A 14,183-nucleotide genomic window follows, 5' to 3' on the forward strand; every position below is an offset into this window, starting at 1 on the left:
AGCAAGCAATGAAAATGGTAACTTTGGCGGCCGCCGCCGCTCTCGCCATCGGTATCACGGGGGCTCACGCCGAGCCTGTGAAGGTCGGCATGATCACAACCCTTTCCGGGGGCGGTGCCGGCCTCGGAATTGACGTACGTGACGGCTTTCTGCTGGCCGTGAAACAGGCAGGCAGTCCGGACCTTGAAGTGATCGTGGAAGACGACCAGCGCAAGCCGGACATTGCCGTCCAGCTCGCCGACAAGATGGTGCAGTCGGAAAAGGTCGACGTTCTCACCGGCATCATCTGGTCGAACCTCGCCATGGCCGTTGTCCCGTCCGTGACCGCACAAGGCAAATTCTACCTGTCGCCGAATGCCGGACCGTCTGCACTCGCCGGCAAGGGATGCCACCCGAACTATTTCAATGTCGCCTGGCAGAACGACAACCTGCATGAGGCCGCCGGTGCCTACGCCAAGGACACCGGCTACAAGAACAGCTTCATTCTCGCGCCCAACTATCCGGCAGGAAAGGACGCCCTGACAGGCTACAAGCGTTTCTATGACGGAGAGCTGGCCGGTGAACTCTACACCAAGCTCGGCCAGACGGACTACGCTGCGGAGTTGGCCCAGATCCGGGCGTCCGGCGCGGACAGTGTCTTCTTCTTCCTGCCCGGTGGCATGGGGATTTCCTTCCTCAAGCAATATGCGGACAGCGGCATCGATCTTCCGGTGGTTGGCCCGGCATTCTCCTTCGACCAGGGCATCCTTCAGGCTGTCGGCGATGCCGCGCTTGGCGTGAAGAACACCAGCCAGTGGAACAAGGACATCGACAACCCGACCAACAAGGCCTTTGTCGAAGCGTTCCAGGCCGAGTATGGCCGCTTGCCGTCCCTTTACGCTTCGCAAGGTTTCGACACGGCGAACCTCCTGCTCTCGGCAATGGCCAAGGCTGACGTCAAGGACGCAGATGCCTTCCGCGCGGCCCTGAAGGAAGCCGACTTCGCTTCAACGCGCGGCGACTTCAAGTTCGGTCCGAACCACCACCCGGTTCAGGACATCTATGTCCGCGAGGTCATCAAGGAAGGTGACGTCTTCACCAACAAGATCCTCGCAGCCGCGCTCACCGATCATGCCGACGCCTATGCAGGCGATTGCAGCATGTAAGTGATCTCCAACAATGCCGTCCCGGCCTTGAGCCGGGGCGGTATGGGGGCTGTGTTTTCATGTCATTTCTATTGCTCATAGAGCAGGTTCTGAACGGCCTGCAATTCGGCATCATGCTCTTTTTGATGGCGGCCGGCCTGACGTTGATCTTCGGCGTCATGGGCCTGATCAATCTTGCGCATGGCTCGCTCTACATGATCGGGGCCTTTTGCGCGGCAGCCGTTGCTGCCGCAACCGGATCGTTTCTGCTGGGTCTTGTTGCCGCTCTGGCCGGCGCTGCCGCTGCTGGCGCGCTCGTGGAACTCGTGGTCATTCGCAGGCTTTACGACAAGGACCATCTCGACCAGGTGCTGGCAACCTTCGCGCTGATCCTGATCTTCTCCGAAGGCACCAGATGGGTTTTCGGATCGTTCCCTCTGTTCCTCGATGTGCCGGATTTTCTCTCCGGCCCCGTGACCCTTCCCGGTGGCATCGAGTATCCGCTTTACCGGCTGACGCTGATCGTCATCGGTCTTCTGGTCGCTCTCGGACTTTACATGCTCATTTCCAGGACCCGCCTCGGCATCCAGATCAGGGCCGGTGAAAACGACCGGGAAATGATAGCCGCACTCGGCATCGATATCGCCAGGCTCTACACCATCGTCTTCGCGCTCGGCGCGGCGCTTGCAGGTCTCGCCGGAGCCTTGGTCGGGGCGATCCAGTCGGTCCAGGTCGGCATGGGCGAGCCGGTGCTCATCCTGGCCTTTGTCGTCATCGTCATTGGCGGCATCGGTTCGATCAAGGGCGCACTTGTCGGAGCTGTTCTCGTCGGACTGACAGACACGCTCGGCGGCATTTTCCTGCCTGAGGCACTGAAGCTTTTCCTCGACCCCTCCACGGCGACATCCGTCGGCTCCTCGCTCGCTTCCATGGCGATCTATATTCTCATGGCAGCGGTTCTGATCCTGCGCCCTGCAGGCCTGTTCGGAGCGCGCGCATGATCCGGGAAACCTATCTGAATGCGCTGACGCTCGGGCTTTTTGTTCTCATTCCGGCCTGGGCGCTGTTTGCGGACGAACCGTTCACGATCACGCTGATGACCCGCGCCGCGATCTTCGCAATCGCCGCGATCGGGCTCAACATCGCCCTCGGCATCGGAGGGCTCGTCAGCCTCGGCCATGCCGTCTTTTTCGGTATCGGCGGCTACGCGATGGGCATTCTCGCCTACCACGCGCAGACCTACACGGCCTTGGCCGAGTGGCCGGTCCTGATCGACGGCACGAAGTCGATGCCCATCATCTGGCTGGTCGCCGTCCTCGTGTCCTCGCTCGCAGCGCTGGTCATCGGTGCCCTGTCGCTCAGAACGGCTGGCGTCTATTTCATCATGATCACGCTGGCCTTCGGACAGATGTTCTTCTTCTTCACAATTTCCTGGGCGGAATATGGCGGCGAAGACGGATTGTCGATCTATGTACGCAACGGCTTCCCCGGCCTGAACACACTCGCGCCGATCCAGTTCTACGGCCTGTGCTTCGTGATCCTGTGCCTCGTGCTGCTGTTCACCTGGAGATTGTCGAAGTCCCCGTTCGGGCTCGCCCTCAACGCCGCACGGCAAGCCCCCGTCCGCGTGGAAACAGTCGGTCTCGACCCGACCCGGCTGAAGCTCGTTGCCTTTGTCATATCCGGTGCCATCACAGGCCTCGCCGGAGCGCTTTTTGCAGATCTCAACCGCTTCGTCAGCCCAACCATGTTCAGCTGGCAGACCAGCGGCGAAATCATGATCTTCCTCATCCTGGGCGGTGTCGGACGTCTCTATGGACCGGTCGTCGGCGCGCTCGCCTTTGTCGCGCTCGAACACTGGCTCGGCGGCCTCAGCGACTACTGGCACATCTATCTCGGCATCCTGCTTCTGCTGATCGTGCTCTTTGGCCGGGGCGGCCTGATCGGACTTGCCTCCGGGAAGGAGGCCGTTCATGACTGACCCGGTTCTCCAAACCCGCGATATCTGCAAGAGCTTCGGCGCCCTGCGCGCCAGCCGGAACATATCGCTCGACCTGAAGGTCGGGGAAATCCACGCCATCATCGGGCCGAACGGAGCCGGCAAAACCACCCTGATCGGTCAGATCTGCGGAACGCTGAAACCGGATTCCGGGGCCGTTTATCTGCGCGGCGAAGACGTCACGGGGCTGGCGACGCGCGAGCGCGCACAACTGGGGCTCGGACGCACGTTCCAGATTTCCTCGCTGGCGATGGAAGACACGGTTCTGCAGAACGCGGTTCTCGGTGCGCTTGGCGCTACGGCGAATCCTTGGCGGTTCTGGGGCGACGTTCTGAAGGACAAGGATCTTCGCACCAGGGCCGAGGAGGCCCTGCACCGCGTCGGTCTGCAGGATCACGCCCTCACCCGGACCGCGGAACTCAGTCACGGCCAGCGCCGCCAGCTGGAAGTCGCCGTGGCCCTGACGAAACAGCCCAGGGCCTTCGTCATGGACGAACCGATGGCCGGCATGGGCTCGGAAGGCTCCAAGCGCCTGACCGGGTTTCTGGATGAACTGCGTGCCGAGGCACCCATCCTCCTTGTCGAACACGACATGGATGCGGTATTCGCCCTTGCCGACAGGATCAGCGTTCTTGTCTATGGCGAAGTCATTGCCACCGGGACCGTCGAGGAAATCCGCGCAGATGCCGCCGTTCGGGAAGCCTATCTCGGAGAAGATGCATGAGCCTTTTGACCACCTCCAACGTCACGGCGTCCTACGGCGCCAGCCAGGCCCTGTTCGGTGTCGATCTCAGCATCGGCGAGGGCGAGGTTCGCGCGCTCCTTGGACGCAACGGCATGGGCAAGAGCACGACGGTGAAATGCATCTGCCGCATGCTTGCCGCGAACGGCACGCTCACTTTCAACGGCACGGACCTGACACGGCTTCCCAGCCATCGCGCCGCCCGTCTGGGTCTCGGTCTCGTTCCCGAAGGCCGCCGCTGCTTCGGCAATCTGACGGTTCATGAAAACCTGATCGCGGCAGCCCGGCCGGGCGACTGGACCTTTGAACGGGTCGTGGAGATGTTCCCGAGGCTCGGTGAACGGCGCAACCAGAACGCCTCCTCGCTGTCAGGTGGCGAACAGCAGATGCTGGCCATCGGCCGCGCCCTGATGACAAATCCAAGGCTGCTCATCCTGGACGAGGCAACGGAAGGTCTGGCCCCGATCATCCGCCAGGAAATCTGGTCCGTGATCCGCAAGCTGAAGGCGGAAACCGGTCTTTCGATCCTCGTCATCGACAAGTCGATCCGCGAACTCCGCGACGTCTGCGACAGCGCCACAATTCTGGAACGGGGCAAGTCCGTCTGGGACGGCACGATCCATGAACTCACCGACGACATAACAACCACCTATATCGGCGTCTGAAACATCCAAGGAAAGTCTGAAGCCATGCCATCGAAACACATTCAGCCAGAAGGTTGGGCACCTGCCAAGGGATACGCAAATGGTATGCTGACCAAGGGCCGGACATTGCACATCGGCGGTCAGATCGGCTGGAACAGGGACCAGGTGTTCGAAACGCACGATTTCATCGGCCAGATGGAACAGACGCTCAAAAACATCGCCGAGATCGTCACTGAAGCCGGCGGCGAGGTGACGGACATTGTGCGCCTGACGTGGTTCATCACGGACAAGCGCGAATACCTGGCGCGTCAGAAAGACGTCGGCCAGGCCTACAGACGGGTCTTCGGGCGTCACTTTCCGGCCATGTCCGTCGTGATCGTCGCCGGCCTGATCGAGGACGAGGCCCTGATCGAGATCGAGGCAACCGCCCAGCTCGACTGAACGGAATTGATGCTTAATCCCTGAGCGTGATTGTTTTCAGGATATCTGAGACACTGTCCCGCATTGCCGGCATGGTCGATTTCAGGATCGCCAGCCGGTCAAACACCTCGGGCCGGTCCGCAAGCGTTTGCCTGAGCGCCCGGCCGAATGTCTGCCGCAACTCGGTTCCCAGATTGAACTTGCACACCCGCGTTTCGCGCGCCAGCCGCCGGCGGACTTCAGGCAGAATTCCGCTGCCGCCATGCAGGACGAGCGGCTTCGACGTCACCTCTTCGATCGCCCTGACCGCATCAAAGTCGATGCCGTCAGTCTTTTCTGTCTGCAAATGGACGTTGCCGACCGACACCGCGATCGCATCCGCACCGCTCTCCCGGTCGAACCGCGCCACTTCTTCCGGATCGGTGAAGGCCGACGCCGCGCCCTCGGCATAGCCCACATAGCCGACCTCGCCTTCGACCGAGACGTTGGCCGCGTGTGCTTCGCGAACGAGCCCCGCCGTCAATTCGATGTTCTCGGATATCGGCAGTTTGGAGCCGTCGAACATCACGGAAGTAAACCCGTGATCGATCCCCTCCCGGCACTCATTGATCGTGTAGCCGTGATCGAGGTGGCAGACCACCGGAACGCTAGCCTGATCGGCAAGGTGGCGCATCATCCTGCCGATCACCGGGACCGGCGTATGCGTGCGGCATCCGGGACCCGCCTGGAGAATGACCGGACACCCGGCCTCATCGGCGGCTTCGACGAAGGCAACCGCGTCTTCCCATCCGAGCACCACGAGCCCGGCAAGCGCGTAGCCTTCGCTGAGAGCAGGTTTGAGAACCTCGGCGAGCGTCGCAGCGGTCATTTGAACTTCGCTATCATGTCCTTGATGCCGGGAATGGTCTCGATCTGCCAGGCGTGGTCGGGCTGAAAGTACTGCACCAGGGAGCGCTGCGACAAACCGCCGAGAATGGTGAAGTAATACATCTCGTAACCCGGCGCGACCACGCAGGGGTGATAGCCCTTGTCCAGCACGATCGTCGAGCCGTCGACGATATGGTAGGCGTCGCCCACTTCGCCGTCCTCGCGCTGCACCAGTTGCATGCCGAAGCCCTTTTTCGGGCGGAAGCGGAAATTGTAGGTTTCGTCGTGCCGGCTTTCTTCCGGGATCCGGTCCGTGTCGTGCTTGTGCGGAGGAAAGCCCGACCATCCGCCCTGCCCGACCGTGAACAGCTCCGAGACAAGCAGACGCCCGACCTTGTCGTGATACTTGGTTCCGAGGATATGCTTGATCTTCCGGTGTGTCTTGGTGTCGTCCGATCCGTACTGGACAAGATCGATGTCGCTCGCGCGCACGTCGAACGGCTCAAGCACCTTGTCGTATTTGGCCCCGGCAATGAAGACCTCCGCCTCATCGCTCACGCACACCATACGCGCCTTGGCACCGCTCGGCACGTAGGCGCCTTCCGGCTCGCCGTCCCAGACATCGGCCCCACGGTTTCCGAGCGCGGAAAATGCGACCCCTTCAACTTCCACATCAACGCTGCCGGTCGCCGGTACGATCGCGGTCTCATATCCGGGCACGGCATATTCGAAGGCCTGCCCCCGGCTCAGCTTGACGATGTTGAAATAGTTGAGCGGAACCCGGCTGTCCTCGACGTCGATTATGGCCTTGTTCTCATTGTCATAGGGAGGAAAGTGCATGGAGTTATCTCCTCAGGACTGTGGGGCTGAGTGATTGGAAAGAAAGGTTTCAAGCTCGGCTGGTGTCGGCATGGCTGGCGCACAGCCGAATTTCGATACCACCATCGCCGCTGCAGCCGATCCCCTCAGAACGGCCTCCTTCAGCGAATGCCGGGTTGCAAGCGACGCCATGAACGAAGCCATGAAGGCATCACCTGCGCCCATTGGCTTGATGGCTTCAACGGGGAAAATGCCCGTTTCGAAACTTCCTTCGGCCGAATAGACGACGGAACCGCGCTCACCGAGCTTGTAGACGATGACCTTGTCACCCGTTCCGAGCCCGCTCGCAAGCTTCTGCCCGTCTTCATGAGTCCCGTTGGCAACGACCGCAAACTCGTCATCGTTTCCAACAACAAAATCCGCCGTTTCGATCGCGGCGCGATAGATCTCGGCAGCCTCAAGCGCGCTTGGCCAGGAATAGGGTCTGTAGTCCAGATCGATCACGACCAGCGCACCTGCCCGGCGCGCATGTTCCAGCGCGCGCAAGGTTGCCTCGCGCGACGGATTGCCGGCAAGCGCCGTGCCTGTGACGATCAGCGCTTCGTAGTCAGCAAACGGAACTGAGAGCACCTGATCGACACTCATCAGAAGGTCCGAGGCATTGTTGCGGTAAAGCGTGTTCTGCGTGTTTTCGATCCGGGTTTCGGTGACGGCGAGAGAGGTGCGGGATTCGCCGCTCAGGACGCGCACATGATCGGTTCCGATCCGGTAATGCTTCAGCTGGTTCAGAACGAACCGGCCAATGGAATCGTCGGAAACGCAGGTCAGCAGATCGACGGAAAGACCATGCCGAGCGATCCCCGCGGCAATGTTTCCGGACGACCCGCCAAGCGCGGTGGTGAACTGCGTGGCATGCTCTGCTTCTGTGCCCGGCGGATCGGCGTAAAAATCCATCCCCGCGCGCCCGAGCACCAGAAACCTCGACTTCTCGTTCAGGTAGGCTGACACGGTCAGACGCCTTTTCTCTGCGGAGCGCGCCCGGCTTCCCAGTCCACGTGCGCCTTGCGCACCCGTTCACTGTTGGAGACTTCGGGTGTGCCGACTTCCCACCACGTATGGCCTTCCTGTGTCCAGCCTTCGAAGGCATCCACTTTCAGGGAAATGACATAGGTTCGGTCGGACTGCTTGGCGCGTCCGAATGCTTCCTTGAGTTCGCTGATCGAGTAGACCGTTTCCGCGTTCGCTCCCATGGCGCGCGCATGCGCCTCGAAGTCGACGGCAAATGGTTCGACCGCCAGCTTACAGTCGGCAATGAGGTTGTTGTAGGATTCGTTGCCGGTGTTGTTCTGCAGCTTGTTGATCACCGCGAAGCCGCCATTGTCGCAGACGACGACGATCATCTTCGCACCGGAGAGCACCGAGGAGTAGATGTCGGAATTGAGCAGCATGTAGGAGCCGTCTCCGACAAAGATGATCGTGTCCTTGTCCGGATGGTCTTCCATGTGACCGAGCCTTGCGCCCCAGCCTCCGGATATCTCGTAACCCATGCAGGAAAAGCCGAACTCGACGTCGACGCTGCCGAGGGATTTCGTGCGCCAGTTGGCGGTGACTTCCGCCGGCAGCCCGCCTGCCGCCGCAACGACGCGGTCGTCCGGGTCGCAGACGTCGTTGACCGCACCGATAACCTGGGCATAGGACATCGGCCGGTTGCTGCCGTCCTTTGTCACCGGGGAAGTGTTTTCGTCGACATAGGCCGCCCAGTCCGCGCGTTCTCTGGCGGCCTGCTCAACCCAAATTCCCGGCGCCGCAAAGGAACCAAGCGCCTCGGAGAGCACCGGAAGCGACAGTTTCGCATCTCCTACGACCGGCAGCGACATGTGTTTGGCCGCATCGTGCCGTCCGACATTGACCGAAACGATCCGGGCATCTGCCGCGAACGCCGTCCATGACCCGGTGGTGAAGTCCTGAAGACGCGTTCCAACGGCAAGGATGACGTCGGCTTCCTTCGCCAGATTGTTGGCCGAGTTCGACCCGGTGACACCGACCGGGCCGCAGTTCAGTGCGTCGTCATGAACGAAGTTGGCCCGCCCGGCAATCGTTTCAACAACGGGAATACTGTGCTTGCGCGCAAATTCCTGCATCTCGGCTGTTGCCTGTGAATACTGCACACCGCCACCTGCAATGATCAGCGGGCGTTCCGCGCTCTTGAGCGCTTCCGCCGCGGCAGCGAGTTCCCGCGTGTCGGGGAGTTGCCGCCGGAGGTGGTGCGTCTTTTCCGCGAAGAACTGCTCCGGATAGTCATAGGCCCATCCCTGCACGTCCTGCGGCAGCCCGAGGAACACCGGGCCGCAATCGGCCGGATCGATGAGTGTATTGATTGCCGCCGGGAGCGACTGCAGCAGCTGTGCCGGGTGCGTGATGCGGTCCCAGAAACGGGTCACGCTCTTGAAGGCGTCATTGACCGAAAGACCCGGATTGGACGGATGCTCAACCTGCTGCAGCACCGGGTCCGGCAGGCGCGTGACGAAAGCGTCGCCAGCCAGCATCAGCAGCGGCAGGCGGTTGGTGTGCGCGATCCCCGCCGAGGTCAGCAGGTTGGTTGTTCCAGGTCCCGCCGAAGAGGTTGCGAACATGAAACGGCGGCGCAGCTGCTGCTTGGCATAGCCGACGGCGGCCATCGCCATGGACTGTTCGTTCTGTCCGCGCCACAGCGGCAGCTCTTGCCTGTGCTCGTAAAGCGCTTCGCCGAGGCAGGTCACGTTGCCATGCCCGAAAATGCCGAATCCGCCGGCACAGAACCGCAACTTCCGCCCGTCGATTTCGACGTATTGTGCAGCCAGATAGCGTACAAGAGCCTGCGCCATCGTCAGGCGCACCGTTTTCTGGACCATGGGCCTCTTTAACCTCCCGAAACGGATTTTTTGTCTGCGCCCCGAGGGGCTCTTGACTGTGAAAGCTAATGGGTGTTTAGCTGTTTTGCAAGCGGTTGCAAAAATGGATCAAAAACGAATGGAAACGCGCGAGATTGGCATCGGCATCGTCGGGGGCGGCTACATGGGAAAAGCCCATGCCGTCGCCATGCACGCCGTGGGCGCCGTGTTCGACACACGGCTGCGGCCCGTCCTTGAAATGGTCTGTACGACCACACCGGACGGTGCCGCCGACAAGGCGCGCGAACTCGATTTCAAACGGTCGACCGCCGACTGGCGCGTGCTCGTGCAGGACCCGAAGGTAGAAGCGATCGTGATTGCATCTCCCCAGAAAACCCATCTGGAGATCGCAACGGCGGCGTTCGAGCTTGGCAAGCCGGTTTTCTGTGAGAAACCGCTTGGCGAAAACCTGCAGCAGAGCCGGGACATGACGGCGGCAGCCAGGGTATCCGGCTGCATCAACATGGTCGGGTTCAACTACATCAGAACGCCCGCCTCCCAGCTAGCACGCGAGATTATCGAAGCCGGCGAGATCGGCGACGTCACCTATCTTCGCGGTGAACACACCGAAGACTTTTTCGCCGACCCGGATCTGCCGGGGACATGGCGTGCCCAGGGACGCGCCAACGGCAACATGGGCGACCTCGCGCCCCACATCATCAATGGTTCCCAGGCACTTGCCGGTCCGATCGATCGCCTGCTGGCCGAGATCGACACGGTCGTGAAGGAGCGCCCTTCCGAGAACGGCATGGTTCCGGTCACCAACGACGACCAGGCCCAGATCATGTGCCGCTTTGCCTCCGGCGCGCTCGGTTCGCTCTATATCAGCCGCACCGCCTGGGGCAGAAAGATGGGCTATGCCTACGAGATCTTCGGAACAAAAGGCGCCATCCGCTTCGACCAGGAAGATCAGAACGCGCTCTGGCTCTATGAAGGCGGGCAGAACCCGTCCCGGGAAGGGTTCCGCAAGATCCTGACCGGTCCGCATCATCCCGACTATGTCAATTTCTGCCTGGGTGCGGGACACGGAACCGGCTATCAGGACCAGATCATCATTGAGGCCAAGGATTTTCTGACAGCCATTGAAACAGGACAGACTATCTGGCCAGCCTTCGAGGACGGCCTTTATGTAAATCAGGTTGTTGAAGCAGCCTGGCAATCGCACGAATCCAAAAACTGGATCAAACTCGACGACGTCTAGGTCTGGGGTACGGTCTCATTTATGACGCCGCACCCTAAGAACCGGACTGTCTTTTCTGGATGCATCACATGACAATCAAGATCGGAAACGCACCCTGTTCCTGGGGCGTTGAATTCGCAGATGATCCGCGCAATCCGCCCTGGCTGACGGTGCTCGATCAATGCCGGGATGCCGGTTACAAGGGCATCGAACTCGGCCCGGTCGGCTTCATGCCCGAAGACCCTGCCGAGCTTGGCGACGCGCTCGCCGAACGGGATCTGGAACTGATCGGCGGCGTGGTGTTCCGCCCCTTTCACGAGCCCGCCAAATGGGACGATGTCAAGGACGGGTCCGTGCGCACCTGCGAGGCACTCAAGGCCCACGGTGCCAGGCACCTTGTCCTGATCGACAGCATCTCGCCGCGCCGCGCGCCGACTGCGGGACGCCCGGCGGAGGCCGAGCAGATGTCCGCTTCCGAATGGAGCGGCTACTGCGCCAAGATCCGGGACATCGCCAGGATGGGCACGGAAGAGTACGGCCTGATCACGGCTATCCACCCCCATGCCGGCGGCTTCATGGACTTCGAGGACGAAGTCGAGCGCCTGCTGCAGGAAGTTGATGAAAGCCTTTTGAAGATCTGTCTCGACACCGGCCACAGCCTCTATGCCGACTTCGATCCGCTGGCCTTCATGGATCGCCACATGGATCGGATTTCCTATATGCATTTCAAGGATATAGACCCGGATGTCCGCGCCCGTACCGTCGCCAACCGCACGGATTTCTACGATGCTTGCGGCGACGGAATCTTCTGCAATCTCGGCAAGGGGTCGGTTGATTTTCCGGCCGTCAAGGCGAAGCTGGAGGCCTCCGGTTTTGAAGGTTGGTGCACGGTTGAGCAGGACTGCGACCCCGAAAAGGCGCAGTCGCCGCTGGACGACGCCCGTGAAAACCGTAGTTTTCTCCATTCCATAGGATTTGAGGTCGCAGCATGAGCAAACTCAGATGGGGCATGATCGGCGGCGGACAGGGCTCCCAGATCGGCCCGGCCCACCGTATCAGCGCAGCGCTCGACGGACATTTTCACCTGACAGCCGGCGCGCTGGACATTGATCCGGCGCGCGGCAAGGCCTTTGCCACGGAGCTTGGCATCGCCGACGATCGCGCCTACGGCAACTGGCGGGAAATGCTCGAAGCCGAACGCGCCCGGCCGGATCGGCTTGATCTGGTCACGGTCGCAACCCCCAATGCGACCCATTACGAGATCTCGCGCGCCTTTCTGGAAGCCGGCTTTCACGTTTTGTGCGAAAAACCACTGACTATGACCGCCGCGGAAGCCGAAGATATCGTGGCGGTATCGAAGCGAACAGGTCGCATCTGCGCGGTCAATTACGGCTACAGCGGCTATCCGCTTGTGCGCCAGATGAAGGCGATGATCGACGGGGGTGAACTCGGCAAGGTGCGGCTCATCAAGGCGGAGTTTGCCCATGGCTTTCACGCCGATGCGGACGAGGCCGACAATCCGAGGATACGCTGGCGCTACGATCCGGCTCAGGCCGGAACGTCGGCCGTGTTTGCCGATGCCGGCATACATGCCTTCCACATGGCCTGTTTCGTCTCAGGACAGACACCCGCCGAGCTGTCGGCGGATTTCGCCTCCATGGTCGGGGACAGGCAGCTGGAAGACGATGCCATGATCAACATCCGTTTGTCCGACGGCGCCCTTTGCCGGCTCTGGACCAGCGCCATTGCGGTCGGGCGCATGCACGGCCTGACCCTGCAGGTCTTCGGTGAAAAGGGCGGCCTGTCCTGGCAGCAGCAGCATCCCGAGCAGTTGCACTGGACACCCTTGAATGGCCGCACCCAGGTTCTGGAGCGCGGGGATGCGTCCCTGTCTCCCCAGGCCGTCCGGGCCTCCCGGATACCGATCGGACATGCGGAAGGCATGCCGGTGGCGTTCGCCAACATCTATCACGATCTCGCCGATGTCCTTCGGGCGGAACAACGCGGTGAGGAACCCGATCCGCTCGCGCTGGATTTCCCGACGGCAACCGACGGATTGTGGTCCATGCGGGCAATCGAGGCTGCCGCTCGCTCGGCCAGCTCGAAAGGAGCCTGGGTCGGGCTCTGACAGGCGGTCTCCTGCGCGGCTAGCCGGCTTCCGGTAGCGGCCGCAAGGAACCGCGCTCGATTACCGAGCAGGGAAACAGACGGATTTCCGGGCTCCGGCCCGGATTTTCCACCATGCCGACGACCAGTTCGACGGAACTCATGATGATGTCACGGATAGGCTGCCTGATGGTGGTGAGTGCATAAGCGTCCCAGCCGGCCATGCCGATATCGTTGAAGCCCAGGAAACCGATATCTTCCGGTATGGATTTTCCCGCGTCGCGGGCAGCATCCATGGCGCCCATGCAGATGAGGTCGTCACCGCAGAATACCGCTTCGACCTCCGGATCCTTAAGCACGTCCCGCATCGCATCCCGCCCGGCCTTGTAGGTGTAGTTCTCCGCGAAGCAGACCTTCGCGACCTTCAATCCGAGCTCGGCGGCCGTGCGCTGAAACCCGGCGGACCGGTCCTGGGTGGATGTCGCGGTCTCCGGCCCTCCGAGCAGGGCGACGGTGCTGTACCCGCGCTCCGAGAACGTCCGCGCCGCCATGGCGCCGCAATAGTCATTGTCGATCCCGACGACATGCACATTGGCATTCGCCTGGAACTTGCCGAATGTGTGGATGACCGGGATACCCGCCGTCTGGAAGGCGATCGCGAAACTTGTCGGCAGGGTGGACGTGGCGACGATGACACCGTCGACGCTGTATTGACGCAGCAGTTCGACGACCTTTTTGGGCGAAGTTTCCGCCGACAGATTGACGAGAAGCGGTCTGAGTTCGCGTTTCTGCAATTCGCTGGTGAACAGGTCGAACACGTCGAGAAACGCGGGGTTCTGAAAATTGTTCGCAACGAGCCCGATCAGTTTGGTCCTGTTTGTCGCAAGGCTTCGGGCAATCAGGGATGGTTTGTATCCGAGCGTCTTGGCCGCCTTCTCCACCTTTTCCCGCGTACGCGCCGACACGCTGGCGCCGTCGGTGAAGGTTCGGGACACAGCAGAACGGGAAACCCCCGCCAGTTCCGCGACTTCCTTGAGTGTTACCGCCAAGCCCTTTGTCCAACCAGATCGTTCATCTGAGCATCGAACCTACACGAATGACCTGATGCGTCAATTTTTTTGCAACCGGTTGCAAAGTTTTTGAGATTGTGATTGTTTGACAACAGGCACGTCCCGCTTTGGAGAAAGTGTGACGTCGAGCCGAGAACTTGGGAGGAATTACATGAAGAATATCGTGAAAAGTGCCCTCGTGGCAGGTGCTCTGGCAGTGTCTTCGCCCGCATTTGCGACGGACATCATTGTTGTGTCACATGGTCAGGCGAATGATGCGTTCTGGTCAGTTGTTAAGAACGG

At 61.0% G+C, this 14,183-nt stretch carries 14 protein-coding genes and 1 pseudogene; 10 read left to right on the forward strand and 5 right to left on the reverse strand.

The window, feature by feature from the left end; genetic code table 11:
• The first annotated feature begins 8 nt into the window (after window positions 1-8).
• From RBB49_RS06145 to RBB49_RS06170, 6 genes are read left to right on the forward strand one after another with little or no spacing between them, the layout of a single operon-like run.
• On the forward strand, window positions 9-1,145 hold the full coding sequence (locus RBB49_RS06145; protein WP_306141821.1) for an ABC transporter substrate-binding protein: 1,137 nt from the start codon (window positions 9-11) through the stop codon (window positions 1,143-1,145).
• A gap of 59 nt (window positions 1,146-1,204) precedes the next feature.
• On the forward strand, window positions 1,205-2,125 hold the full coding sequence (locus RBB49_RS06150) for a branched-chain amino acid ABC transporter permease (RefSeq protein WP_306141822.1): 921 nt from the start codon (window positions 1,205-1,207) through the stop codon (window positions 2,123-2,125).
• Complete coding sequence (locus RBB49_RS06155) at window positions 2,122-3,105, forward strand: branched-chain amino acid ABC transporter permease (protein ID WP_306141823.1); 984 nt, start codon at window positions 2,122-2,124, stop codon at window positions 3,103-3,105. Before RBB49_RS06150 ends, RBB49_RS06155 begins: the two co-directional genes overlap by 4 nt.
• Window positions 3,098-3,847 carry an ABC transporter ATP-binding protein gene (locus RBB49_RS06160; RefSeq protein WP_306141824.1) on the forward strand — a complete coding sequence of 250 codons (750 nt, stop codon included), beginning with the start codon at window positions 3,098-3,100 and terminating at the stop codon, window positions 3,845-3,847. Before RBB49_RS06155 ends, RBB49_RS06160 begins: the two co-directional genes overlap by 8 nt.
• On the forward strand, window positions 3,844-4,530 hold the full coding sequence (locus RBB49_RS06165) for an ABC transporter ATP-binding protein (RefSeq protein ID WP_306141825.1): 687 nt from the start codon (window positions 3,844-3,846) through the stop codon (window positions 4,528-4,530). The genes RBB49_RS06160 and RBB49_RS06165 overlap by 4 nt, the downstream gene beginning before the upstream one ends.
• 24 nt (window positions 4,531-4,554) lie before the next feature.
• Entirely contained in the window at window positions 4,555-4,950 is a 396-nt protein-coding gene (locus RBB49_RS06170) for a RidA family protein (protein ID WP_306141826.1), read from the forward strand.
• Window positions 4,951-4,963: 13 nt separating this feature from the next.
• Here RBB49_RS06170 and RBB49_RS06175 read toward each other — a convergent pair whose 3' ends face one another.
• The 4 genes from RBB49_RS06175 to iolD are packed head-to-tail and all read right to left on the reverse strand — an operon-like array spanning window position 4,964 to window position 9,506.
• Window positions 4,964-5,797, reverse strand: coding sequence for a class II fructose-bisphosphate aldolase (locus tag RBB49_RS06175; protein ID WP_306141827.1), 834 nt, complete (start codon window positions 5,795-5,797; stop codon window positions 4,964-4,966).
• Window positions 5,794-6,636, reverse strand: a complete 843-nt coding sequence (locus RBB49_RS06180; protein WP_306141828.1) for a 5-deoxy-glucuronate isomerase — start codon at window positions 6,634-6,636, stop codon at window positions 5,794-5,796. The genes RBB49_RS06175 and RBB49_RS06180 overlap by 4 nt, the downstream gene beginning before the upstream one ends.
• A 12-nt stretch (window positions 6,637-6,648) precedes the next feature.
• Complete coding sequence (gene iolC / locus RBB49_RS06185) at window positions 6,649-7,623, reverse strand: 5-dehydro-2-deoxygluconokinase (RefSeq protein WP_306141829.1); 975 nt, start codon at window positions 7,621-7,623, stop codon at window positions 6,649-6,651.
• Between the two features lie 2 nt (window positions 7,624-7,625).
• Window positions 7,626-9,506 carry a 3D-(3,5/4)-trihydroxycyclohexane-1,2-dione acylhydrolase (decyclizing) gene (gene iolD / locus RBB49_RS06190; protein ID WP_306141830.1) on the reverse strand — a complete coding sequence of 627 codons (1,881 nt, stop codon included), beginning with the start codon at window positions 9,504-9,506 and terminating at the stop codon, window positions 7,626-7,628.
• A 103-nt stretch (window positions 9,507-9,609) separates the two neighbouring features.
• Between iolD and RBB49_RS06195 the strand changes: the two genes are divergently transcribed.
• The 3 genes from RBB49_RS06195 to RBB49_RS06205 all read left to right on the forward strand — a co-directional run bounded on the left by RBB49_RS06195 (window position 9,610) and on the right by RBB49_RS06205 (window position 12,853).
• Entirely contained in the window at window positions 9,610-10,746 is a 1,137-nt protein-coding gene (locus tag RBB49_RS06195; protein WP_306141831.1) for a Gfo/Idh/MocA family protein, read from the forward strand.
• Between the two features lie 68 nt (window positions 10,747-10,814).
• Window positions 10,815-11,717 carry a TIM barrel protein gene (locus RBB49_RS06200; protein ID WP_306141832.1) on the forward strand — a complete coding sequence of 301 codons (903 nt, stop codon included), beginning with the start codon at window positions 10,815-10,817 and terminating at the stop codon, window positions 11,715-11,717.
• On the forward strand, window positions 11,714-12,853 hold the full coding sequence (locus RBB49_RS06205; protein ID WP_306141833.1) for a Gfo/Idh/MocA family protein: 1,140 nt from the start codon (window positions 11,714-11,716) through the stop codon (window positions 12,851-12,853). The genes RBB49_RS06200 and RBB49_RS06205 overlap by 4 nt, the downstream gene beginning before the upstream one ends.
• Window positions 12,854-12,872: 19 nt before the next feature.
• Here the strand turns inward: RBB49_RS06205 and RBB49_RS06210 are convergent, their stop codons facing one another.
• Window positions 12,873-13,880, reverse strand: a complete 1,008-nt coding sequence (locus RBB49_RS06210) for a LacI family DNA-binding transcriptional regulator (protein ID WP_306141834.1) — start codon at window positions 13,878-13,880, stop codon at window positions 12,873-12,875.
• 172 nt (window positions 13,881-14,052) lie between these two features.
• On the opposite strand from RBB49_RS06210, the pseudogene RBB49_RS06215 reads away from it, so the two are divergent.
• A pseudogene (locus tag RBB49_RS06215) lies at window positions 14,053-14,183 on the forward strand (LacI family transcriptional regulator); the annotation flags it as partial.

The sequence above is a fragment of the Roseibium sp. MMSF_3412 genome (assembly GCF_030733265.1).
Lineage (GTDB): Bacteria > Pseudomonadota > Alphaproteobacteria > Rhizobiales > Stappiaceae > Roseibium.